18 protein-coding genes are annotated in these 22,593 nt (G+C 65.0%); 9 read left to right on the forward strand and 9 right to left on the reverse strand.

The annotated features are described in order from the left end of the window. The first annotated feature begins 19 nt into the window (after positions 1-19). Both XH98_RS22405 and XH98_RS22410 read left to right on the forward strand, forming a co-directional pair. The gene (locus XH98_RS22405) at positions 20-1,429 is read left to right on the forward strand and encodes an acyclic terpene utilization AtuA family protein (RefSeq protein ID WP_271619974.1); all 1,410 of its coding nucleotides are present in this window, start codon (positions 20-22) and stop codon (positions 1,427-1,429) included. Beyond that, positions 1,422-1,730 (forward strand): DUF4387 domain-containing protein, encoded by a 309-nt coding sequence (locus tag XH98_RS22410; protein ID WP_271598560.1) that lies wholly within the window; start codon positions 1,422-1,424, stop codon positions 1,728-1,730. The genes XH98_RS22405 and XH98_RS22410 overlap by 8 nt, the downstream gene beginning before the upstream one ends. A gap of 5 nt (positions 1,731-1,735) precedes the next feature. On the opposite strand, the gene XH98_RS22415 is transcribed toward XH98_RS22410, so the two are convergent. Next, entirely contained in the window at positions 1,736-2,683 is a 948-nt protein-coding gene (locus XH98_RS22415) for a LysR family transcriptional regulator (RefSeq protein WP_271619975.1), read from the reverse strand. A 248-nt stretch (positions 2,684-2,931) separates the two neighbouring features. Between XH98_RS22415 and XH98_RS22420 the strand changes: the two genes are divergently transcribed. From XH98_RS22420 to XH98_RS22435, 4 genes are all read left to right on the forward strand, one after another. Beyond that, the gene (locus tag XH98_RS22420; protein WP_271619976.1) at positions 2,932-3,855 is read left to right on the forward strand and encodes an MBL fold metallo-hydrolase; all 924 of its coding nucleotides are present in this window, start codon (positions 2,932-2,934) and stop codon (positions 3,853-3,855) included. 16 nt (positions 3,856-3,871) lie between these two features. Beyond that, positions 3,872-4,885, forward strand: a complete 1,014-nt coding sequence (locus XH98_RS22425; protein ID WP_271619977.1) for an alpha/beta hydrolase — start codon at positions 3,872-3,874, stop codon at positions 4,883-4,885. Positions 4,886-5,029: 144 nt separating this feature from the next. Beyond that, positions 5,030-5,356, forward strand: a complete 327-nt coding sequence (locus tag XH98_RS22430) for a hypothetical protein (protein WP_271598564.1) — start codon at positions 5,030-5,032, stop codon at positions 5,354-5,356. Between the two features lie 192 nt (positions 5,357-5,548). Beyond that, entirely contained in the window at positions 5,549-6,949 is a 1,401-nt protein-coding gene (locus XH98_RS22435) for a tetratricopeptide repeat-containing glycosyltransferase family protein (protein ID WP_271619978.1), read from the forward strand. Positions 6,950-7,046: 97 nt separating this feature from the next. Here XH98_RS22435 and XH98_RS22440 read toward each other — a convergent pair whose 3' ends face one another. The 3 genes from XH98_RS22440 to XH98_RS22450 all read right to left on the reverse strand — a co-directional run bounded on the left by XH98_RS22440 (position 7,047) and on the right by XH98_RS22450 (position 9,833). After that, on the reverse strand, positions 7,047-7,844 hold the full coding sequence (locus XH98_RS22440; protein ID WP_271598566.1) for an adenylate/guanylate cyclase domain-containing protein: 798 nt from the start codon (positions 7,842-7,844) through the stop codon (positions 7,047-7,049). Positions 7,845-7,936: 92 nt separating this feature from the next. Beyond that, positions 7,937-9,169 (reverse strand): adenylate/guanylate cyclase domain-containing protein, encoded by a 1,233-nt coding sequence (locus XH98_RS22445; protein WP_442868624.1) that lies wholly within the window; start codon positions 9,167-9,169, stop codon positions 7,937-7,939. A gap of 79 nt (positions 9,170-9,248) precedes the next feature. Further along, positions 9,249-9,833 carry a HutD/Ves family protein gene (locus XH98_RS22450; protein WP_271619979.1) on the reverse strand — a complete coding sequence of 195 codons (585 nt, stop codon included), beginning with the start codon at positions 9,831-9,833 and terminating at the stop codon, positions 9,249-9,251. 162 nt (positions 9,834-9,995) lie between these two features. On the opposite strand from XH98_RS22450, the gene XH98_RS22455 reads away from it, so the two are divergent. Next, positions 9,996-10,808 (forward strand): class I SAM-dependent methyltransferase, encoded by an 813-nt coding sequence (locus tag XH98_RS22455; RefSeq protein WP_271619980.1) that lies wholly within the window; start codon positions 9,996-9,998, stop codon positions 10,806-10,808. A gap of 30 nt (positions 10,809-10,838) precedes the next feature. Here XH98_RS22455 and XH98_RS22460 read toward each other — a convergent pair whose 3' ends face one another. The 3 genes from XH98_RS22460 to XH98_RS22470 all read right to left on the reverse strand — a co-directional run bounded on the left by XH98_RS22460 (position 10,839) and on the right by XH98_RS22470 (position 15,488). Continuing rightward, positions 10,839-12,398 (reverse strand): L,D-transpeptidase, encoded by a 1,560-nt coding sequence (locus tag XH98_RS22460; RefSeq protein ID WP_271619981.1) that lies wholly within the window; start codon positions 12,396-12,398, stop codon positions 10,839-10,841. A 338-nt stretch (positions 12,399-12,736) separates the two neighbouring features. After that, positions 12,737-13,966 carry a CaiB/BaiF CoA transferase family protein gene (locus XH98_RS22465; RefSeq protein ID WP_271619982.1) on the reverse strand — a complete coding sequence of 410 codons (1,230 nt, stop codon included), beginning with the start codon at positions 13,964-13,966 and terminating at the stop codon, positions 12,737-12,739. Between the two features lie 91 nt (positions 13,967-14,057). Next, positions 14,058-15,488 (reverse strand): lipopolysaccharide biosynthesis protein, encoded by a 1,431-nt coding sequence (locus XH98_RS22470; protein ID WP_271619983.1) that lies wholly within the window; start codon positions 15,486-15,488, stop codon positions 14,058-14,060. Positions 15,489-15,776: 288 nt separating this feature from the next. Here XH98_RS22470 and XH98_RS22475 point away from each other — a divergent pair, with 288 nt between their 5' ends. Together XH98_RS22475 and XH98_RS22480 are read left to right on the forward strand one after the other, a co-directional pair. Then, on the forward strand, positions 15,777-16,865 hold the full coding sequence (locus tag XH98_RS22475; protein WP_271619984.1) for a glycosyltransferase family 1 protein: 1,089 nt from the start codon (positions 15,777-15,779) through the stop codon (positions 16,863-16,865). Positions 16,866-16,964: 99 nt separating this feature from the next. After that, positions 16,965-18,035, forward strand: a complete 1,071-nt coding sequence (locus XH98_RS22480; protein ID WP_271620016.1) for an endo-1,4-beta-xylanase — start codon at positions 16,965-16,967, stop codon at positions 18,033-18,035. 174 nt (positions 18,036-18,209) lie between these two features. Here the strand turns inward: XH98_RS22480 and XH98_RS22485 are convergent, their stop codons facing one another. Both XH98_RS22485 and XH98_RS22490 read right to left on the reverse strand, forming a co-directional pair. Continuing rightward, entirely contained in the window at positions 18,210-19,004 is a 795-nt protein-coding gene (locus XH98_RS22485; protein ID WP_271598573.1) for a protein-L-isoaspartate O-methyltransferase family protein, read from the reverse strand. Then, on the reverse strand, positions 19,001-22,459 hold the full coding sequence (locus XH98_RS22490; protein ID WP_271620017.1) for an ATP-binding protein: 3,459 nt from the start codon (positions 22,457-22,459) through the stop codon (positions 19,001-19,003). Before XH98_RS22490 ends, XH98_RS22485 begins: the two co-directional genes overlap by 4 nt. Positions 22,460-22,593 lie beyond the last annotated feature (134 nt).

Below are 22,593 nucleotides of genomic sequence, written 5' to 3' on the forward strand. Positions count from 1 at the left end.
GCAAGAGGTGATCAGGTACATGACCGAGAGTGTAAAGCTGTCCGACCCGGTGAGCGTCATCGTCCCGACGGGAATGCTGGGCGCCGGCGTCAATCGCACGCAAATCCAGTATGGCCTCCGCCGCGGCGCCAGCGCCATCGCGGTGGACTCCGGATCGACCGATAGCGGGCCGGCCTATCTGGCGCGCGGCATATCGAAGATGAACCGCGAATCCATCAAACGCGACCTGCAGATCCTGATGGCGGAAGCGTATACGGCGAAAATTCCATTGCTGGTCGGAAGCTGCGGCACCAGCGGCACCGACAGCGGCGTCGATTGGACCCGAGACATTGCGCTCGAAGTGGCCGCCGAGCTCGGCATCGCCCCGAAGATCGTCTGTCTCTACAGCGAGCAGAAGGCGGACGATCTCGTCAGGAAGAACGGCAAAGGAGAGATCACGCCGTTGCCGCCGCTGGGCCCGGTCAGCGACGCCGACCTGAAATCCTGCGAACATATCGTCGCATTGATGGGGCCCGAGCCGTACATCGCGGCGTTGGAAGCCGGTGCAGACATCGTGCTCGGCGGACGCACGACCGACACGGCGGTGCTCGCCGCGGTTCCCCTGATGTGCGGCGCCGGCATCGCGCAAGCCTGGCACGCCGCCAAGATCGCCGAATGCGGCGGCCAATGTACGGTCAATCCCGGGCTCGGCGGCGTGCTGATGCGGGTCGGCCGCGACGCGTTCGAGATCGAGCCGCTCGATATCGACAACCAGTGCTCGCCGGAGACCGTGTCCGCGCACCTGTTGTACGAAAACAGCGACCCGTTCACGCTGACCGAGCCCGGCGGCGTGCTTGATGCCCGGGATGCAGACTATCGCTGGGTCGATAACCGCATCACCCGCGTCACCGGCTCGCGCTGGACGCCGAAGCCCTACACCATGAAGCTCGAAGGCGCCCGCGGCGGTGATTTCCAGACGATCATGTTGATCGGCATCGAAGATCCGGAGGTGCTCGCCAATCTCGACGAATTCCACGATCTCATGCTGGAGACCCTGACAGGGCGCATCAGAAAGACCTTTGGTGACGAAGCTGTTCGCTTCGATGTGTCGCTGCGCATCTATGGGTGGAACGGCACGTCCGGCCGGCCGGTGCCGCGGGACACGGTCCCGCCGCGCGATGTCGGCGTGATGTTCGTGGTCACGGCGCCGACGCAGGACCTCGCCAACCGGATGGCGAAGGCGTGCAACCCCTATTTCTTCCACACGCCGCTGCGCCCGGGCATTGAGATGCCGAGCTATGCATTCCCGTTTACGCCAGCCGAAATTCCGCGCGGCCAGGTGTATGAGTTCGTTCTCAACCACGTCGTGCAAACGAGCGACGCCTTCGAGCTCGTGCGCAGCGTGAGCATCGACCCGGCGGATGCGAACAAGGGGGCACTCCATGCCTAAGCTCAGCGACATCTGCCGCCACGTCCGCTCCAAGAATGCCGGGCCATTTTGGGTGACGGTCGACCTTTTCTTCGATGGCGAGGAGAATTTCAGGCGCTATCGCAATACGCCGGCGCTGTCACCGCAGACATTTGCGCGCTTGTTCGGCACCAATCCCGACCTGGTCAAACGCATCCCGGTCGACAATCTGCACGTGATCAAGATTTCCTATCCGCGCCCGCATCCGCAAGGCTGGATGCAGGAACGCGACATGCATGCCGGGCAGCAATTCGCGCGCTTGCTGGACCTTGAGATTGATTGACCGCATCACGTGGCGGCAGCGGCCTGGTAGAGGCGATCGCGCAACCAGGCGTGCCCTGCGTCCTCCTGGTTGCGCGGATGCCAGAGCGCGACGATGCGGGCGGGCGGCAGTTCGAGCGGCGGCGGCGCCAGATCGAGCTCGTGGGCGAAGCGCATCAGGAATCGCCGCGGCAGGGTGCAGATGCAATCGCTGTGCGCGAGGATGACGGGGGCAAGCGCATAAGTCTGGATCGAGACCGCGACACGTCTGCTGCGGCCGAGCGCTGATAGCGCGTCGTCGACCAGGCCCGCAAAGCCGCCGCCATCTGCGGAGATCAGCAGATGATCGCATGCGCAAAACGTGTCGAGATCGAGCGCGTCTGTGCCGCGCGGATGGCCCTTGCGCTGCGCGGTCAGGAAGCTGTCCTCGAACAGCGGACGCTGCATCAGCTCGCCGCTGGTCCCGGCGGGTCCCGTGACCAGGATATCGATCTCGCCACGTTCAAGGCGATCGACGATGTCGGGCGTGGGATGAACGAGAGCGAGCCGCGTGCGGGGCGCCATCGCGGTCAATTGAGCGACGAAACCTGGCGCCAGTGTCACCGCCGGGTTCTCGTGAATGGCAACGACGAAGGTGCGCTGATCCCGCGCCGGGTCGAAAGCGGCCGGCCCCTCCACCATGCGGCGCAACCTGCCGAGCACTTCGGCGAGTTCCGTCTGTAGCTCCAGGGCTCGCGTTGTCGGCACGACGCCCCGTCCCGCCGCTGCCGGCACGAACAGCGGATCGTCGAACACCTGCCGCAACCGGTTCAGCCGGGCCGACAGCGCCGGCTGCCCGATGTTCAGCCGCAATGCCGCACGGGTGACGTTGCGCTCGCGCAGCAGTGCCTCCAGCGCAAGCAACAGGCCGAGGTCGATCTCGGCGAGGTCGGCATCGTCGGCCGACCGGCCCGGACCGCGTTCGACATCCGCCATCGCGGCACCTCCGTTCAAGGCAAGAAGATCGCGGCCGCATGAGCCGCACCGAGAGAGGTTAAGGCCTTCACGCGGGCATGAAAAGCAGCCCGCCGCAAGGCCCTGATATCACCGGCATCGATGAGACGTATCGAGCCCACGGCCCTCCCGGACGCGGCGCCCGGCGCGTACCTCACAGCCCACGGCGGCAGGTCCGGGATGTCGGCAATCTCGCCGGATCCGGCGCCGACCGAAGCGGAGGACGCTCAGTGACGAAGGAGACGAAGGCTTATCGCGTCGGCGATGCCACCATCACCCGGATCGACGAACTGTCGCTCGCGGCCTTTCAGTTCGACATGCTCTATCCGGGCGCGGACCCGGAGGCGCTGCAGCGCCAGCGCGCGCGGCTCGAGGCCGGCTCGTTCGATGCCACGACCGGCACGTTCATCCAGAGCATCCACAGCTGGCTGGTCAAGACACCGCGCCACACCATTCTGATCGATACGGCGACCGGCAACGACAAGAACAGGCCCGACATTCCGCCGCTGCACCGGCTCAACGAGCCCTTCCTCGCGCGGCTGCAAGCTGCGGGCGTCACGCCTGAGGAGGTCGACTATGTGCTCCTCACCCATGTCCATGCTGATCACGTCGGCTGGAACACGCGCCTTATCGACGGCCGCTGGCTGCCGACGTTTCCCAACGCGACCTACATCTTCTCTCGCATCGAGCAGGCTTATGGCGAGAGCCTGGCCAATAGTGAGGAACCAGCGACGAATCCGGCCCTGGGCCCTGCCCTGCGCAAGCCCGCCGACCGCGTCTATGACGATAGCGTACGCCCGGTGATCGATGCCGGCCTGGCACGGCTCGTCACTGTCGACGGCGGCGAGGTCCTGGAGGGAATTTCGTTGATCCCGACGCCAGGCCACAGTGTCGACCACGCCTCCATCCGCCTCGTCTCTCGCGGCGAGCAAGCCCTGTTCGCGGGCGACGTGATGCATCACCCGCTCCAGGTCTACGAGCCCTCGCTCAATTCCTGCTTCTGCGAATTTCCCGACGGAGCACTTCGCTCGCGCAAATTCGTGCTGGAGGACGCGGCCGAGAGCGGCGCAACCGTCTTCACCACCCATTTCGCGCAGTCCTCCACTGGGCGCATCACGCGCAGCGGCGAGCGCTTCGCCTGGCAATTCCTCTGACGGAAGGAGAATGACGATGGACCAGACCATTCCTGCACATGGATACAGGCCCGACCTCGTGGTCGAGGATTTCACCGTCCCGAGCGACACGCCGGGGATTTCGCTTCACCTGCGCAACAAGCGCGCCGGTGCGCAAAAGACTTTCTCCGCCGAGCGGACCATTTTGATGGTCCATGGCGCGACCTATTCGTCGGCCAGTCTGTTCGACGTGCCGCTCGGTGGCCGCTCCTTCATGGATCATCTCGCCGCGCAGGGCTTTGATGTGTTCGCACTCGACGTGCGCGGCTATGGCGGATCGACCCGGCCGGCTGAAATGGACGCGCCGGCGCAGGACTCCGCGCCGCTCGTTCGCACCGATGTCGCGGTGCGCGACCTCGCCAGCGCGGTCGACTATATCCTCGCGCACCGCGGCATCCCGCGCCTCAATCTCGTCGCCATGTCCTGGGGCGGCTCGGTGGCGGGGACCTATACCGCCGCCAACAACGACAAGGTCGCGCGGCTGGCGCTGGTCGCGCCGCTGTGGCTGCTGAACACCCCTGCCCCGATTGATTCTGGTGGCGCACTCGGTGGCTACCGCAGGGTCGCCGTGCTCGATTTCAGGGAGCGCTGGCTCACCGCGGCGCCGGAAGCGGCACGCGCGAGCCTGATCCCGGAAGGCTGGTTCGAGCGCTGGGCGGAAGCCTCGCTCGCAACAGATCCGCTGGGGAACGCTGAGCGCCCCCGCGTGATGCGCGCGGTGAATGGTCCGATCCAGGATATCCGCGATTACTGGGGCGCCGGCAAAGCCTACTATGATCCGAACGACATCCGCGTCCCCGTGCTTCTCGTTCATGCCGAATGGGACCGCGATGTGCCCATGGCCACGATGCAGGATCTGTTCAGTTCGCTCAAACGGGCGCCGTACAAGCGATGGGTGGAAATCGGCGAAGGCACCCATATGGTGCTGCTCGAAAAGAACCGCATGCAGGCCTTTGACGCCATCAGCCAGTTCCTGGCCGAACGCGATCCGTACGGAACCCCACCAGGCTGACCGTCGCGCAGGATTTTGCACAGAGCTGGAACCGCCCGGTTGCGAAGACGGAGGCTCCGATGTTCCGCATCCCTCGCATCGGCGCATGGCAGGGAACGTCGGCAGCTACGCGTCGTTGATCCCTCTCGAAACTGGAGGACAGACATGAAGATCGTTCCAAGCATTGGCGTGATTGCCGCGACCATCGCGGTGACTGCGATGGCGACCCCGAGCTTCGCGCAAGGCCCGGGTCCCTGCACAAGCTCAGGCAACAACGCGGTCGGCGCCGAAGGCCCCGCCATGAGTGGTGGTCAGTTGATGGCCGGCGTTGGAAATTGTCGTCACCGCCACGCAAGGTGGCGCGATAGCTACGGCTACTATCAGGCACCGGCCCGCACCTATTATGATCGCGGCTATTATGACCGCGGCTATTACGACGGCGGATATGACGGGCCTGGCGTCACGATCGGCGTCGGTCCCGGTCGATGGTAACAACAGAACTGAGGCCGCCGCGAAGGCGGCCTCTTTCATTGCGGGAGCCTTTCAGGCTGCGCCAGCCTCGCACCAGCCTGGCACCAGAAAATAGCGCGACGGGACGTCGTCTCCATTTCTGGTCAGCTCATGAACCGCCAAGAGCGCCGGGCCGCGGCCAGGCAATCCCCACAAGTCGCGTCGCAGCATCTGGTGACCGCTAAGAGCCTGGAGGCCGCGAAGCAGGGCCAATCGCTGTTCAAGCTCGGCCGGTATGCCGAAGCCCTGGAATGCTTCGACGCATTCGAAAAGTTCAATCCCGATGTTGCACCTCTGTATCAGACGCGCGGGCTTTGCCTGCAGCGGCTGGGCCGGTTTGCGGAGGCGCAGGTCGACTTCGAGCGGTCGATCGCGCTCAACCCTGGCGAAGCCGAGACGCACAAGAATCTCGGCACGCTGCATGCGAGACTGGGCCGGATGGACCAGGCCTTTGCGAGCTTCGATCGCGCGCTCGCGCTTCGTCCTGACTTTTCCGCGGCGCTCAACGAAAAGGCGCGGGCGCTGTGGAGCCTGCAATTGCTGGATGAGGCCTTCGCGACGTTTCACCGATCGCTGGCGGTCGCCCCCGACAATGCGGATACGATCTGGAATCTCGCGCTGCTGCAGATGCTGACGGGAGATTTCGAGCGGGGCTGGCTTGGACGCGAGGCCCGCTGGAAGGCGCCGTCCTTGGGCCTTGCGGAGCGCGGCTTTTCGCAAGCACGCTGGCTTGGCGACCACCCGCTCGAGGGCAGGACCATCCTGCTTCATGCCGACGAGGCCCTGGGCGATTCCATCCAGCTTGCGCGTTACGCGCCCATGGTGGCCGCGCTCGGGGCTCGGGTGATTCTGGAGGTCAAGTCTGCAGTCCGGCCGCTGCTGGCCGGGATCGGCGGCGTCGCAGATTGTATCGACCGGTCGTCGACGCCGTCGCTGGCGTTCGACCTGCACTGCCCGCTCGGTAGCCTGCCGCTGGCGTTCGGGACGCGCCCCGATACGATTCCGTTCGCGGACGGCTATCTTCCTGTACCGCCGGCAGCGCGTGTGGAGTCGTGGGGGAGCCGGCTCGGCCCCCGCACGCAGCTTCGCGTCGGTCTGGTCTGGTCGGGAGACCCCGGTCACAAGAACGATCACAACAGGTCGATCGCACTGCGCGCGCTTGTGCCGCTGCTGGATTGCGACGTCCAGTTCGTCTCCCTGCAGAAGGGCATTCGCGATGCGGATCGCATCTTCCTCGCCGGGCGTCCCGACATTGTCGACCTGACCGAGCAGCTTACCGATTTCAGCGAGACCGCGGCGCTGGTGTCCTGCCTCGACCTGGTGATCTCGGTCGACACCAGCGTCGTTCACCTCGCCGGCGCGCTTGGCGCACCGGTGTGGACCATGCTGCCCTTCAACCCGGATTGGCGTTGGCTGCTCAATCGCGACGATAGCCCGTGGTATCGGTCGATGCGCCTGTTCAGGCAGAAGAAGCGGGACGACTGGGCCGGCGTGGTGGACAGCGTTCGGCGAGAGCTGGAAGGAAAAATTGCTGCGTGGCAGGCCCGGCAGAGCGGAAGCCATCCTCGCGGCTAAAGCGCGATGAGATTGGGTTGAATCGTCATCGCGCTTTAGCTCTTTGTTTGAGCATAATCTTTTCGGGAAACCGCTTCACACTTTTCCGGATCATGCTCTAACCCTCCACCCGGTAAAGCCGCCACCGCGCCGGCACGCCCTTGAGCTGGTGGCTGCCGTGATCCCTGAGGCGGATCTGGGATTGCGCCGCGAGCAGGTCCTTCACCGCGCTCGAGACCAGCACTTCGCCGGCGCGCGCCTTGGCGGCGATGCGGGTGCCGATGTGGAAGGCAAGACCGACCATCTCGCCGCCGCTGATCGTATATTCGCCGGCGTGCAGGCCGACCCTGATCTCGAGGCCGAGCGTGCGCACGGCTTTCTGAATCGCGGCTGCGCAACTGATGCCAGCGGCCGGCGACTTGAAGGTTGCCAGCACGCCGTCGCCGGTCGTCACGACTTCCTTGCCGCGGCACGTCTTCAGCTCCTTGCGGACGGCGGCATAGTAGAGGCCCATCACCTTGGTCCAGCGCGCATCACCGAGCTTTGCGGCCTTTGCCGTGGAGCCGACGATGTCGACGATCAGAATCGTGGCGAGCGCCTGCTTGAGCTCGGCGCTGCCGTTGGCAGAATTTCTCCTGACGCCAATGGCACCACTGAGCGGTTCATAGTCATGGCTGCGCCGCCGTGCGATGGCGGATCTGGTGTAGTCCTGGGCGCGCTGCGCCGTGCGGCAGCGGATCGTTTTCTCCTGCGGCAAATGCGTCCAGTAAACCTTGCGGCTCTTGCCGGCGCCCTGCACTTCGACGGCGCCCCATTTCAGGAGCACCACCGAGCCGACCCGCCGCACGCACCACGCCTTCGACGTGTACCCCGATACGTTCGACTGATGCAGGCCGACGCGAAGAAACTTGGGCATGACGATGCGGCTGATGCTGAACCGATGTGGCGGACCTGAAGCGTAATTCGACGCCCGCGCCTTGGCAACAGCGCGCGCTCGCGCGGCGCGGCCTACGCCCGCGCGGACGGTTCAAACGCGAACAGCTCGATCGGGTCGCTGAAGCCGCGCACAGCATGCTTGCCGACGCGCTCCAGCTCGAATTCGCGATCGACCAGCTCGGCGAAGTCACGCGACAGCAGCACCTTCTTGCCGATCTGCTTGGTGAGCGCCTCCAGGCGCGAGGCCATGTTGACGGCAGGGCCGATCACGGTGAAGTCGAGCCGGCTTTTCGAGCCGATGTTGCCGTACATGACGTCGCCGACATGGACGCCGATGCCGTAATTCAGCGGCGCGCGGCCCGTGCCGTTGTTGCGCGCGTTAAGGGCAGCCATCGCCTGCCGGGCTTCGGTGACGGCGCGCAGGAGATTGGCGCAGGCGTTGGGCTGGCTTAGCGGAAAGATCGCGAGCAGGCCGTCGCCGATGAATTTCAGGATCTCACCGCCATGGCGGGCGATCGGGTCCGACATCGCGTCGAAATAATCGTTGAGCAGATCGATGACGTCATCGCGCGGCCAGTTATCGGAGATTTTTGTGAAATCCCTGAGGTCGCAGATCATGATCGCGGCGCGCACCGTCGTGCCGGTGCCGCGGCGCGTGGCGCCGGCGAGGATCAGCTCGCCGGCATGGGAGCCCACATAGGTCTCCAGCAGCGTCCGCGCCAGGCGGTTCTTGATGCGGATTTCGCTGACCAGCGCCAGCACCGGCAACAGCTTCTTCAGGCCCGCGATGTGCGCATCCTCGAAGCCGCCGCGGCGGTCTGTAGCAAAGGTGACGAGATGGCGCTTGCCAAGCGTGTGATAGAGCGGCCAGGCGACATAGTCCGTCAGGCCCTTCGAGCGCATCTCGTCGTAGAGTGCGTGCTTGCGGCCGAGCGCCGGATCCCGTTCGAGATTTTCGCGCACTTCAGTTGCGCCATTCTGCATCTCGTTGGCGGGACTGCCGATATATTCGGAGCGCTCCCGCACGTCGAAATCGACTCGTGCGATCTCGGCCTCACGCATGCCGTCGGCCCACATGAAACGCGCCCCCAGCCATTGCGGGTGCTGGATCAGCACGTGAAGCGTCGACCGCTTCAGCGGAATGCCCACTTGCTGGACGCGGATGCACATCTCGGCAAAAATGTTGTCGATGAAGCGCTCGTTGTGCGTCCCGGTAGTCAGCCAGTCGACAACGCCGTCGGCTAACGTGGCAGCGGGAATCTTGTCTGACGCGTTCATATCCTGGCCTTCGGCGGCAGTCTTCATGTCAGCAGATATCGTGTTCCGGATGGACCGCGTCAACCTAGCCAGTTGCACGGATTGTACGCATTCGCACGACCGCGGCCTAGCCGGTGAGCCGAATCGATCCCAGCACGGCAAGTCCCGAAACGAATGTCAGCCTGGACGCCTCGGCCAGCTCGACTTTCAGCGTGCAGCCGCCGGGAACGAGAAATTCCTCGCTACTGACCCGAATGCCGCAATCGCCTGATAGCGCGTACACCAGATGCGTGCCGGCGGGCAACGACCGCTCGCCGGGCTCCTTCAGCGCCACCAGCGCGATCTCCGCCGCACCGCGCCGCGCCATCAGATTGACGACCTCGACCGGACCGGCCTCGAGCTCGGTCACGATCTCCATCTCGCCGGTGAAGCGGACGGTCGTGAACGGCTCGCGCTCGTCGAACTCCTGCCCCTCGGCTTTCAGCACCAGCCCGCGCCCGCCGATCACCATCTGCAGCCGGTCGATGCCTGGCATGTGCGAGAACGGCCCGGGCGCGACGATCGGCGTCGAGGCAAAGCGCCACAGCAGGCTGTCCCAGTTCTTCACCTCCGTGCCGGGCCGATGCGCATCCGCGATATCGGTAAAGATGCCGCCGCCGTTCTTCCAGGGCGCACGGGTGTAGTCTTCCGGTTTCAGCAGCGTGGTTTTCATGTCGTGCAGGCGTCCAGCAGGGGATCACCCACGCATCATTAATCGTCATACGCCTCGGCGTCGAGGCGTATGCCCGAGCTCGCAAGTGGCCACGATCTTCGGATTGCCGGCTCGAACCGTGCTATCGTGCCCCGCGACGGTCCAACCTTCAAAGAGGCAAGCATGTCTGCAACTGACAAGGTTTTCGCCGGCTCGGTCCCCAAGCTCTACGACGAATATCTGGTCCCGCTGATCTTCTCCGTCTATGCCGACGACCTGGCCAGACGCGTCGCCGCGCTGTCGCCCTCGGACCTGCTCGAGATCGCCGCGGGCACCGGCGCGGTGACACGGGCCGTGGCGGCTCTGCTGCCTTCGGATGTCCGCTATGTCGCGACCGACCTCAACGAGCCGATGCTCGCAGTCGCCAGGCAGCGTCAGGGTGACGATCCCCGCATGACCTGGCGTCAGGCCGATGCGCTGACGCTGCCCTTCAACGACGCCGCGTTCGACGTGGTCTTCTGCCAGTTCGGCGCCATGTTCTTTCCGGACCGGAGCAAGGGCTACGCCGAGACGAGGCGGGTGTTGAAGCCTGGCGGCACCTATCTGTTCAACGTGTGGGACCGTATCGCAGACAATGTGTTCGCGGATGAGGCGACCGCCACGCTCGGCAAGGTGTTTCCAGACGATCCGCCGCTATTCATGGCGCGGACGCCGCACGGCTATCACGACAAGGCGGTCATCAAGGCCGATCTCGAGCGGGCAGGCTTCAGGGACATATCGATCGAAACGCTGACGGCGACGAGCCGCGCGCCATCGGCCGAATATGTCGCGATCGCGTATTGCCAGGGAACGCCGCTGCGCGGCGAGATCGAGGCCAGGGATGCGAGCAGGCTCGAGGCCGCGACCGACGCGGTCGCCGAAGCGATCCGGAAACGCCACGGCTCGGGACCGGTCGAAGCAAAGATTCAGGCGCTGGTGATCACGGCCCGGCCGTGATGCCGGAGCAGCTATGCTCCAGCCTTGCCCTTACCAAAAACTCCGCTGCATCGGCATCGGCTGTGCCGGCTGATAATACTGGTACTGGCCGGCGCGGCGGCGCGGATTGGCCGGCTGCGCGTAGGGATCGCGCTGCCCAAAGAAGAAGAAGCCGTTGCCGCCCCAGCCGTCGTCACTGGCCATTTCCACCGGCGGCGCGGTCGGCTTGCGGGTGATGAAGCCGCCTTGCGGATGGTTGCTCAGGACCGCGACGAACTCGGTGCGGTAGTTGGTTTCGGCGCTCAAGGGCTCATCCGAGATGATGATCGAGGAACGCGGCAACGCGGTCGGCGCGATGCGATCCCACACGTCCTGCGGGATCGTGATGCGGTCGAGCGCGTCCTTGGCGTCGTCGCCCTCGTCGATGCTGACGACGCTCCAGCGCAGGCCCGCGCCGCTCCTCGCCATTGCCGTGAAGATGTGCGTGCCGATCGGCTGGTCGGGATTGCGAATGGTGACGGGAACCTCGATGCTGGTATCGAACACCTCACCGCCGCCATCCGGCGCGGGCTTGTGGGTGTTGCGCCGAACATAGAGCTTCTGCGTGGCGCGGCTGATATAGACCGAGACCGGCTCCATTGCGAGCTTGGCATCGGTCGCAGCCTTCACAGCCTCGACCTTCTTGGCCGCGGCGACCTTGGCCGCCTCCTTGGTCGCGGCAACCGCGTCGCGCTTGGGCTGAGCGGCGGCCTTGGCGGCGTCGAGCTGGGTTGCGGCATCAGCGGCCTTGGCCGCCGCCTTCTGCTTCAGCTCGTCGGCCTTTGCCTTGGCCTGGTCGTTCTTGGCATTGGCAACCAGCTTGTCGGCATAGGCGTTCTCGGCGTCGGCGCGCGCCTTCTGCTGCTCGAGCTTGCGCAGCGTGGCCGGCAGCGATTGCGCCTCCTTCGCCGCAGCAGAAGCGGCCTTCTTGGCTTCATCGGCCGCCCTGACGGCCTCCTCCTCCTCCAGGAGGAGTTTGTCCGCACGCGCCGGGGCCGCCGCGATGGCCTCCTTGCTCGGCACGAACAGCGAAGGATGCGAGAAATCGACCGGGGCGGCGTCATTCGGCGAGATGATCACCCGCATGCCGATATTGGTCTTGTCGAACAGGCGTTCGGCGAAATCGAAGGGCATGCGCACGCAGCCGTGCGACGCCGCGTAGCCGGGCAGCGGTCCGCCATGCAGCGCGATGCCGTTCCAGGTGATGCGCTGCATGTTCGGCATCCAGGCATCGTCATACATGGTCGAGTGGTGATCCCTGTCCTTCTCGATGACGGCGAAGACGCCGGCCGGCGTCTCGCGTCCCGTCGTGCCGGTCGAGACCGGCGCACGCAGGATCCAGCCCTCGGAATCGTAGAACGTCACCTGCTGGCTCTTGATCGACACGATCGCCATGATCGGCTCGCCCGCTTCGCGCGGCGCCACCGCCTCAACGGTCTGGCGCGGCTGCTTGGCGGCCAGCGCCTGGCCCGGGGCGACCAGCGCCAGCGCTAGGGCGAACATCACAACTCCGGGAGCCCCCCAACGTCGCGCCGCTCGATTGGATTGCGCCGTCGTCATCAGGTCTTTCATGCCATTCCCCGGTTGCCTGTCCGCACTTGCATCGATGATCCGTCAGATTGCGATCTTCGGATTAAGATTTCGCAGCCACCATCTGTTCCGTTTCCGGCATTATTCGGTCCATTCCAGCGACGAAACTCTCTTATACGAGGGTCCGTGCGGGCGGAAGGGCGGTCCGCGGCCGAGGCTGGCCCGGAGCTGGCGATGGCGGTGACCGCCCCGACGCAATGTCCGCCCTGGGAAGCAGTCTGACCGGATGTGACCAGAATCACAGAAGATCGCGGACTGGCGACTGTGACGGCACCTACAGCGGCAAGCGATCAAGCGAAACCTCATCATGGTGCGCCGCGTTACGGCGCGCCGACGGCCTTGTTCGCGACGAGTGTCTCGATCTCGGCGTCGCTCATGCCGGCCTCGCGCAACACTTCACGCGAATGCTCGCCAAGCCGTGGCGCCATGCGATGGATGCCGGCCGGGCTCTCGGAAAATTTTGTCGCAGGACGCGCCTGGCGGATGCGACCTTCCGTCGGGTGATCGATATCGGCAAACAAGCCGACCGCTTTAAGATGCGGCTGCTCGCCGAGCTCGGTCAGCTTGGCGAAAGCGGTGTGCGGCACGTCGAGCCGCAGCAATAGCTCCTCCCACTCCGCGGTGGTGCGGGTCGGCCCGATCTCGCTCATGCGGTCGTAGACCTTGTCGATGTTCTGCGAGCGCAGCACGGGATCGCGCACGCCGAGCTCCTCGATCAGCTCGGGGCGGCCGACGGCTTCGAAGAAGGCGCACCAATTCTCCCCCGAATAGGGCAGCATCGTCAGCCAGCCGTCCTTGGTCTCCACCGGACGGCGGTTCTTCATGCGCTTGTAGCCGGTCGGGCCGATCGGCGGATCGAAGGCATGCCCGCCCAGCATCTCGATGCTGTTGAAGCCCGCGATCGTCTCCAGCATCGGCACCTCGACCATCTGGCCCTGCCCGGTGCGCTCGCGCCGAAACAGCGCTGCCGAGACCGCACCGACCATCGCCATCGCGCAGATCTTGTCGCCGATCAGGCTCGGGACGAATTGCGGCTCATCGTCCGATCCGATCGACGATGCGAGGCCCGAGGCCGCCTGGATGATTTCATCGAAGGCCGGGCGCGCCGCCCACGGGCCGTCCTGGCCGAAGCCGGTCGCGGCCGCATAGATCAGCCTCGGATTGAGCTTTACGCAGTCGGCGTAACCGAAGCCAAGCCGGGCCATTGCGGCCGGGCGCACATTGGTGACGAGCGCGTCGACCGTCGGGACCAGCTTCGCCAGCACCGCCTTGCCATCAGGATGCTTCAGATCGAGCGCGAGGCTGCGCTTGTTGCGGTTGACCGCCATGAACTGGCCGCTCATGCCGCGATTCCGGAACAGGCCGGCGTAGCGCCAGGTGTCGCCGGTGAGCGGCTCGATCTTGATGACGTCGGCGCCCCAATCGCCGAGCATTTGCGCGGCATAGGGACCGAACAGCACGCTGGTCAGATCGAGGACGCGGATGCCGCTGAGAGGGCCTGATGGTGCCATCGTCGCTTCACCGTGGCTGGAGGAGGTGAGACGATACATGGATTGTCAGGCGTGAGATGTGGCGCGGAATTCAGATGCGTATGCGCAAGCCGCAGCCGTCCCGCCTGACCGGTTCGTCAGCTTCGGCGGCCTAGACGCCCAGCGCCTTGCGATTGAACGTCCGCAGGATGCGCAGCGACAGCGTCCGCACATTCGCGACATTGAGAAGCCACGTGACGGCGACGTAGGCGAGGCCGCCCGCAACGCTCACGATAATCAGCGCCGCGATACCGGTGCCGTGGACCTGAGACCGCGCAAGGAGGATCGCAGCTGCCATTGCCGCGGCGGAAGCGGCGACGCCGGCGAGGCTGACGACGTCGAACGGCACGGGATGGGCGCGGTGCATCAGCACGACGGCGACGACGAAGCCGATCACCTCGGTTGCGAGGGTCGCCAGCGCAGCGCCGTAGATGCCGTAACCCGCAACCATTGTGAACATCAGCGCCACGCTCACCACCAGCGTGAGAAACGACTGTGCCGCCAGCATGAAAGGGCGTTCGGCGAGTTGGAAGCTGAGCTGGACATAGAATTGATTGGCAATGCCGAAGAAGCGGGCGAGCACGAGCGTCGGCAGCAGCGCGGCCACGCCGCCACGAAAATCGACACCGACCAGCGTGCCCGTGACCTGATCGGCGGCAAGCGCAAGCCAGACCGCGACGGGGGCGACGACGACCAGCAACAGCTCGAAGCTTTCGGTCAGCCGCTCCCGCGTCGTGCCCCTCTCCGACAGCGAACGGAACACCATCGGCACGGTGGCCGCGGCAACGCTGGTGGCGATCATGACCATGAACTGGCGCGGCAGGTCGGCGGCGACACCGAAAATGCCGGCGGAATCCTTGCCGAGCAGATAGGCGACGATGAGCCGGTCGCTGGCCGAGTAGACCGCGACGGAAAGTCCGGCCAGCGTCAACGGCAGGCCGTAGCGCGCCAGCTGCATGAACTGGCTGCGCGAAAAGCTTGCGACCCTGGCGCGATCGCTGACGAGATTGAGGATGACGCCGGTCAGCGAGCCGAGGCCAAAGGCGGCGAGCAGGCCCATGCCGCCCCAGCCAAGCCAGATCCCGAGCAGGCCGAATCCGACGCTCGCCACACTGCGTACCATCGAGATCGCCGCGAACCGAAAGGGCCGAAACTTGGCGCGTTCGAACTCCTGGCCGACGTCAAACCCGTTCGACATGATCGCGACGAACATGCTGGCGAGCACCAGCTCGACACTGACATCGCTACGGAACAGGAATACCAGGGGGATCGCCGCGCACATGGCAAGGACGGTCAGCGCAAAGCCAGCCATCGCCGTGCCGCGAAAATCCACTTCCGCCGACATCGCCTGATAGCGCGACACCGACAGCTTGATCCAGGCGAAGAAGATCGCGCCCAGAATGCCGGCCATGCTCATGCCGACGACATAGACGCCATACTCCGCCGGCGTCAGCAGCCGCGTGTAGGCGGTGACCGCGAAAAAACCCATCGCAGCAGACAGGATGTAGCTGACGAGGTAGATGGAGAAATGGCGGTTCAGCATGCGTGCACGGGACCGGCGGCCTTGAAATCGAGCAGCCGTTATTCAGTTGGACCTTGGCTTGTGAACGAAGACTTGGTGAACAAAGGCTGGTGATCGGACTGCGCCGCAGCATCTCCCAAGATAGTCATTTAAGTCTGCAAATCGGCCGCCGAATGGGACGGAGCCACCGCTTTCGCGCGTTAGCGTTAAATTTGCCCTGTGCTTGAACGGGCCGCCGCGATCACCGAAAGGAAACCATGATTTTAAAGACGTCGCCCGACGTTTGGTTAATGTGTGGACGTGGCTAAGATGGACGTTGTCGAACGCATAGGGGCTAACCCGAACGCCCTACCCCATGCCGGGACGGACGCGTCCCTGGTCCCGGCATCTCCCGGGGACGGGGGCGGGCGAATGACGCTCAATTTGTTCTTCGAGGAGCGTGACGACCGCTGGTTTCCGGGCGACCGCCATGTCCGGCCGCTGGTGCGGCGGATGCTGCTCGGAAAATCCTGGATCAGCGGCCAGCGGCGCGTATTCCTCAATCTCTGCGCCGGGCTCGACCTGGTTGGAATTCCTTATCGCGTCAACGACTACAGCTACATCCGCAAGCATCCGGAGGAGCTCGCCTGCATTCTCGGGCGCCCGTTCGTGCTCGACTGGTTCGCGTGGAAGAACCCGCTGCTGCTCGGCGTCGTCATGTACAACCATCCGGTTGACGTGCCCAAGCGTCTCAAGCTTGTTCACGAGAACACGATCCTGGTGCCCTGCGACTGGTATGCGCAGATGTGCCGGCCCTACTGGCCTGACGTCAAGGTGTGGCCGGTCGGCATCGAAACCGATTTGTGGACGCCAACGCCGGCCGCGCAAAAAAGCCTCGACGTGCTGCTCTACGACAAGGTTCGCTGGGAACATGACCGCTACGACAGCGAGCTGATCGAACCGATAAGATCGCATCTCGAAGCGAGCGGTCGCACGGTCGAGGTGATCCGCTACGGCCATTACACGGAAGACGACTACAAGGCCGCGCTGGCGCGCTGCCGCAGCATGGTCTTCCTCTGCGAACACGAGAGCCAGGGCATCGCCTGCCAGCAGGCGCTGTCCAGCGGCGTGCCCGTATTCGCCTGGGATCGCGGCGGCCCGTGGCAGGATCCGGAATATTTTCCGGACAAAGTGAGATACGAAGGCGGCGTGTCCTCCGTGCCCTATTTCGACGCACGCTGCGGCAGCACATTTATCGATGCCGATGGCTTCATCTCCGGCTGGAGCGGCTTCTGGTCGCGGGTGAGCGCGGGCGGCTTCGCGCCTCGCGACTATGTCATGGACAACCTCACGCTCGAAAAGGGCGCGCTGCACTATTACGACATCGCCGAAGCGGTGATGCAGCGCCACGCGCGCTGAGCCAAACATTCGCGACAATTAACCCAACAACAGGAAACCGCGGCGTTGCAAGGCGCCGCTTGGTACGATGGCGCGTTGGTTCCGAAGGACTGCAGCCACGTGATCAAGCTCGACAGACGCGAATTTCTCCTCGGCGGCGCCGCAACGCTCGCGGCGGGCGCATCGGCGTCCGCGGCGCTGCCGGCCTCGAAACTTGCCCGGCGCCATCAGGGCTATGGCGCGGCGGCCACGCTCTGGGATTTGCAGTCAGATCCACGGCTCGGCGAGGCCATCAGCACCTATTGCACGCAGGTGGTGCCGGTGCTCGAGCTGAAATGGCCGGTGCTGCGACCGGACGCGCACACCTTCGCCTTCGAACGCGCCGATGCAATCCTGGATTTCGCGCAGCAGAACGATTTGACCATGCGCGGCCATACCCTCGCCTGGTATCACGACATTCCTGACTGGACCAAGCGGATCAAGGATTCGAAGGGCGTCGAGCGCGCCTATGTCGATCACATCTCGACCGTCGTGTCCTATTACAAGGACAAGTTGACCTCGTGGGACGTCGTCAACGAGCCGATCCCCGACAATCCCAGGGACGTCAAGGACCGGCGCGACACCTTCTGGACGCAGCATCTCGGCGACCGCTGGATTCCGTTGGCGTTCCGCACCGCAGCCGCCGCCGATCCCTACGTCAAGCTCGCGATCAACGAATACGATATCGAGTCGGCGAAGGATTCGTTCATCGCCAAGCGCGCGGCCTACCGCAACCTCATCATGGAGCTGCTGGATCAAGGCGTTCCGCTGCACGCGGTCGGGCTGCAATCGCATCTGCATGCCGAGCTCGAGATTGACACCCACGGGCTTGCCGAATTCGTCACCGAGATCCGCTCATGGGGCCTCGAGGTCTTCGTCACCGAGCTCGACGTCGACGATCAGAAGCTGACCGGAAGTCCTTTGGAGCGCGACGCCATCGTCGCCAAGCGCGTCGACGATCTCCTGACGGCGATCGCGAGCAGCGGCCCCGTGCGCTCGGTCCTGACCTGGGGCATTTCCGATCGCTACAGCTGGATCAACGGCTACGTCAAACGCCCGGACAAGCAGCCGAACCGGCCATTGCCGCTCGACGGCGAGTTCAAGCCCAAGCCGTTCATGGATGTCATCAGCAAGTTCACGAACGACGTGTGAGGACTGGCCGGGTCTCACCTCTCCCCGACGGGGAGAGGTCGGATTGCGGAGCAATCCGGGTGAGGGGCCGCAGTAAGCACTGGGACCGTAACCCCTCACCCGGATCGCATCTACGATGCGATCCGACCTCTCCCTTCGGGAGAGGTGAACACTCACGCCCGATCTAAGCCAGTGTTAGCCATCCGACGGCAGTCCCTGCTCGATCCCGCGAAAGCGCAGCGGCGCCAGGGCGGATGCGCGTTGCCACCAGTCGGCGACGCGGTCGTCGAGCGCGGTCACCCCGCGACCGTGGCCTGGAAAGATCCGGATCTGCTGTACCGCTTCGGCGACGAACCCCTTGCCCCGGCGCGTGATCATGAGGGCGGCGCCTTCACGGTCGCGCTGCGTCAGCGGCACCAGCAGCCGGCCGCGCGGGCGAAGCGATGCAAGCCAGAGCGGATGCGGATGCGAGAAGCCGGCATGCACGATGATGACGTCGGCCGGCTCGCCGATATCGCGACAGCCGTCGCCGTAGATGACCTCGACATTGTGATAGGCGCGCAGGTAATTCGCAGCGCGCGCCGCGAGCCGCGCGTCGCATTCGATTGCACACACCCTGCCCTTCGTCCCCACGATCTCCGACAGGATCGCCGAGAAATAGCCGAGCCCGCAACCGATCTGGATCACGCGATCCTTCGCTCGGATGTCGAGCACATCGATGAAATGGGCCCACAGGCTCGGCAGCCCGGTGTCGAGCTTGCGGCGCGCGTCGATGGCGACGAGCACGTCATCGTAGAGATGAACGGGATCGGCGCTGGGCGTCAGCCGGTAGTTGCGCGCCGCCCCGCTCTTGATGCGCCAGGGGCCCTTCGCCAGAAAATTTTCACGCGGCACCGCCGCGAGCGCCGCAAGCAGGCGCGACGAAGCAATCCGCTCGCGCTTCGCGATCAGCTCGACGAAGCGCGCCCGCGCGGCGGACAGATCGCTCATTTCACCGGATTAGCCTGCGGACGAGCCGGTGTATCGCCGCCGAGCTCATGCACCAGCTGCATGGCCAGCTTCAGGTCGGGCGTCAGGAAGCCCTCGTTGAATTTGCCGACGATCGGCACGAGCAGAAGGCTTGCGTGCTCGCGCTTGCCCGATGCGTGCGACAGCCGCGCGAGGCTCACGGCGGTTCTGAGCTCCCAGGACAACGCGCCCTGCTTGCGCGCCGTCTCCAGCGACAGCTCGAACAGATCTTCCGCCTCCTGCACCGAGGCCGGATTGCCATCCGACAAGGTGATCTCCCCCTGCAGGCGGTACACCTCGGCGAGGTAGGAGTGATCGCCGGTGCGCCTTGCGGTCGCAAGCGCACCGTCCAGCGCGCGCAAGGCGGCATCGCGCATGCCGACCTTGGCATAGGCCTCCGCGAGCAGGCAACGGAACCAGCAGCCGGCGAGCCAGGAATCCATCGCCTCATACTCGTCGAGGCCGAAGCGCATCTGGCTGATGCCTTCGTCGAGGTCGCCGAGCTGGGCCAGCGCCCAGCCGCGCAGAATCGCGGCCTGCTGCTTCCAGTGCAGGAAATTGTGCTCGGTGGCGATGATCATGGCGCGGTTGGCGTGATCGCGCGTCCCTTCGATATCGCGCAGATGCTGGCAGAGATAGGCGCCGAACACGAGCGCGAAGGCGAGCGAAAACGGATGGCGGATCTTCTCCGCGAGCGCAATCGCCTGCTCGCTGTGCTGGCGCGCCGCGTCCGGCTGGCCCAGGAACCAGAGCAGGTAGCCGAGATAGGACAGCGAGACGACGCCGGGATCGGTGCCGTGGCGCTCCATCAGGTCGGAATGCAGATCGGGACTGTAGAGATCGATGCAGCGATGCAGATGATGTTGCGCGGCGGCGAAGCGCCCGCGATAGAGCATGGTCATCGCGATCGAGCGGTGCGCCTCGATCAGGTAGCCGGTCTGCTGCGCCGCGTCCTCGTTCAACCGCTCGCGCTTGGCGAATTTCAGCAGCTCGACGCTGAGATCATGCGCGCGGGTCAGGTCGGCGCGGATGAAATGGCACACCCATAGCCCACGCGTGGCCGCAAAGGCCTTTTCGTCGTCGCCGAGTTGCTGGCCAAGCTCGAGGGCGCGGATGTAATTCTCCTCGACCTCTTGCACGGCGTAGCCCTTGGCGGCGATCAGCGCGTTGCCGAGCGCGATCCGCAGCTCGAGCTCCACCTCGTCGGCGCCCTGCATGCGTGCATTGGCCTGCACGACGCTCAAGCCCCGGCGAAGATGGCCGATGGCCTCGAGATTGGCGCCGCTCTTTGCCGCCTGCTTGCCGGCCTTGAGCCAGAAGCTCGCCGCGCCCTCGCTCTGTCCGGACTCGGTCAGATGGTGGGCCAGCAGCTCCGGCTCGCGATCGGTCTTCTCCGGATACATCTCGGCAAGGACCTGGGCGATGCTGGCATGCAGCTTGCGCCGCTCACTATGCAACAGGCTGGCATGCGCCGCATTCTGGATCATCACGTGCTTGAAGGAGTAAACCGCGTCTGGCGGATGTCCCCGGCGCATGATCAGGCCGGCCTCCTCCAGATGGGTCAGCGCCGCCTCGATCTGCTCCGCCGGCGTGTTGGCGACCGCGTGCAGGGTCTCGTAGGAGAATTCGCGGCCGATGGTGGCGCCGATCTGTGCAATCCGCTTGAACGGCCCCATCCGGTCGAGACGGGCCATCAGCGAGTCCGTCAAGGTCGCCGGGATCGCGAGCTGCCGCCACGGACCCGACAGCACGTAGCGCCCGTGCCGCTCGGTCAGGAGGTTGGATTCGAGAACCGCCTTGGTCAACTCCTCAAGGAACAGCGGCACGCCGTCGGTCTTGACGATAATCTCCTCGACGACCTCCTTGGGAAGCTCTCTGCCCGCAACGCGCTCGACCAGCGTGGTGCGCAGCAGCCGGCTCAGCCGGTTCAGCACCAGCGTTGTGATGTGCGAATGCGCGTTCCAGCTCGGCTGGAATTCGGAGCGCGCCGTGATGATGGCCAGGATCGGCCGGTTCTGCACCTGGTCGACCAGCAAATCGACCACCTCGCGGGACGTCGGATCGATCCAGTGCAGATCCTCAAAGGCCATCACCAGCGGCATCTCGCGCGCGAGCCCCAGGAAGTGATTGACCAGCGCCGCGACGGTCGCGTCCTTGTGTTGCTGCGGCGACAGGTCCAGCGGCGGATAGCGCCCACCAGTCGGGATCGACAGCAGCGCGGCGAACAGCGGTGCCACCTGCTCGATATCGCCGTGGGCTGCGGCGATCGCATTCTCCAGGCTCGCCAGCGACACCGCGGAGGCATCCTCGCGATCGAGACCGAGCGAGAATTTGAGCTGCTCGACGAAGGGATAGAACGCAGTGGAGGTGTAATAAGGCGAGCACTGGAACGCGACATGTCCGTGCCGGTCACCTGCGATCCGCTCAAATATCTCCTGGATGATGCGCGACTTGCCGATCCCGGGCTCGCCGAACTTGACGACGACCTGGCCGTCGCCGTCCTTGACCTGCTGCCAGCGCGCCATCAGCAGCGCGATTTCCTCTTCGCGGTTGACCAGCGGGGTCAGCCGCGTGCCCATGGCGGCGGCGAAGCGGGTCTCCACGCGCGTGGCGCGCACGACGTGCCAGGCCTGGGTTTTTTCCGAGATGCCTTTCAACGTCTGGGCGCCGAGATCGCGGAAATCGAACTTCCCCTTCAGCAGCGACTGCGTCGAGGCGGAGATCACCACGCCGTTGGGAGGCGCCAGCGCCTGCAGACGCGCGGCGAGATTGACAGTCTCGCCGACGGCGGAGTCGCGCTCTTCGGTGCCGTGGCCGACGAGGTCACCGACCACGACGAGGCCGGTCGCGATCCCGATGCGGACGGCGGGCGCGTGGCTGAGCGCGCCGCGCGGCTCGATCGCGCGCGCGGTCGACAGCACCCGCACGATCTCGAGCCCGGCGCGCACCGCGCGCTCGGCGTCGTCCTCATGCGCGGTCGGATAGCCGAAATAGACCAGAATGCCGTCGCCGACGAAGCGGGCGGCAAAGCCTTCATAATGCTTGACGACGCGAACGCAGGTTTCGCGAAAGCTGGCGATCATGTCGCGCACGTCTTCCGGATCGAACTGGGCCGAGAGCACCGTGGAATCCACCATGTCACAGAACATGGTGGTGAGCTGGCGACGCTCGGCGCCAACCTCGGTGCGGGTCTGCGGATGCGCCGGGGCAGCCGGCGCCTCCACCGTCTCCGCCTTGAACAGCGCGGCCATTGCCCGCTGCAACCGTTTGCGATCGCCAAGCGGTAACCCGAGCTCGGCAAGATCCGCCTCGGTCAGGTCGCCCATGACGTCGAGATCGAGGCGGTGCTGCGCGAACAGATCGGTATAGTGACCGAGACCAATGCCTTCGAGCCAACGCTTCAACCCGACTTCAGTCCCCGGCTCATTCTCCAGCATGGTGATCCCGCCGTACACTCCCTGCGCCAAAGGGCTTAAGGTCCCTCAACCACAGATTTTGGGGCCAAAACTTCACCTCAGACTGGACGCGTTCCCAAACTCCAGGGAAGAATAGCCCAATCGGATCAAAAGGG

Origin of the sequence: Bradyrhizobium sp. CCBAU 51745 (assembly GCF_028128715.1) — a bacterium.
Taxonomy (GTDB): Bacteria; Pseudomonadota; Alphaproteobacteria; order Rhizobiales; family Xanthobacteraceae; genus Bradyrhizobium; species Bradyrhizobium manausense.

Excerpts from the sequence above, each read along its gene's own strand:
- XH98_RS22405 (WP_271619974.1), top strand. The coding sequence starts at position 20 with ATGACCGAGAGTGTAAAGCTGTCCGACCCGGTGAGCGTCATCGTCCCG.
- XH98_RS22410 (WP_271598560.1), top strand. The coding sequence starts at position 1,422 with ATGCCTAAGCTCAGCGACATCTGCCGCCACGTCCGCTCCAAGAATGCC.
- XH98_RS22415 (WP_271619975.1), bottom strand. The coding sequence starts at position 2,683 with ATGGCGGATGTCGAACGCGGTCCGGGCCGGTCGGCCGACGATGCCGAC.
- XH98_RS22425 (WP_271619977.1), top strand. The coding sequence starts at position 3,872 with ATGGACCAGACCATTCCTGCACATGGATACAGGCCCGACCTCGTGGTC.
- XH98_RS22430 (WP_271598564.1), top strand. The coding sequence starts at position 5,030 with ATGAAGATCGTTCCAAGCATTGGCGTGATTGCCGCGACCATCGCGGTG.
- XH98_RS22440 (WP_271598566.1), bottom strand. The coding sequence starts at position 7,844 with ATGCCCAAGTTTCTTCGCGTCGGCCTGCATCAGTCGAACGTATCGGGG.
- XH98_RS22445 (WP_442868624.1), bottom strand. The coding sequence starts at position 9,169 with ATGAAGACTGCCGCCGAAGGCCAGGATATGAACGCGTCAGACAAGATT.
- XH98_RS22450 (WP_271619979.1), bottom strand. The coding sequence starts at position 9,833 with ATGAAAACCACGCTGCTGAAACCGGAAGACTACACCCGTGCGCCCTGG.
- XH98_RS22455 (WP_271619980.1), top strand. The coding sequence starts at position 9,996 with ATGTCTGCAACTGACAAGGTTTTCGCCGGCTCGGTCCCCAAGCTCTAC.
- XH98_RS22460 (WP_271619981.1), bottom strand. The coding sequence starts at position 12,398 with ATGAAAGACCTGATGACGACGGCGCAATCCAATCGAGCGGCGCGACGT.
- XH98_RS22465 (WP_271619982.1), bottom strand. The coding sequence starts at position 13,966 with ATGTATCGTCTCACCTCCTCCAGCCACGGTGAAGCGACGATGGCACCA.
- XH98_RS22470 (WP_271619983.1), bottom strand. The coding sequence starts at position 15,488 with ATGCTGAACCGCCATTTCTCCATCTACCTCGTCAGCTACATCCTGTCT.
- XH98_RS22475 (WP_271619984.1), top strand. The coding sequence starts at position 15,777 with ATGGACGTTGTCGAACGCATAGGGGCTAACCCGAACGCCCTACCCCAT.
- XH98_RS22485 (WP_271598573.1), bottom strand. The coding sequence starts at position 19,004 with ATGAGCGATCTGTCCGCCGCGCGGGCGCGCTTCGTCGAGCTGATCGCG.
- XH98_RS22490 (WP_271620017.1), bottom strand. The coding sequence starts at position 22,459 with ATGCTGGAGAATGAGCCGGGGACTGAAGTCGGGTTGAAGCGTTGGCTC.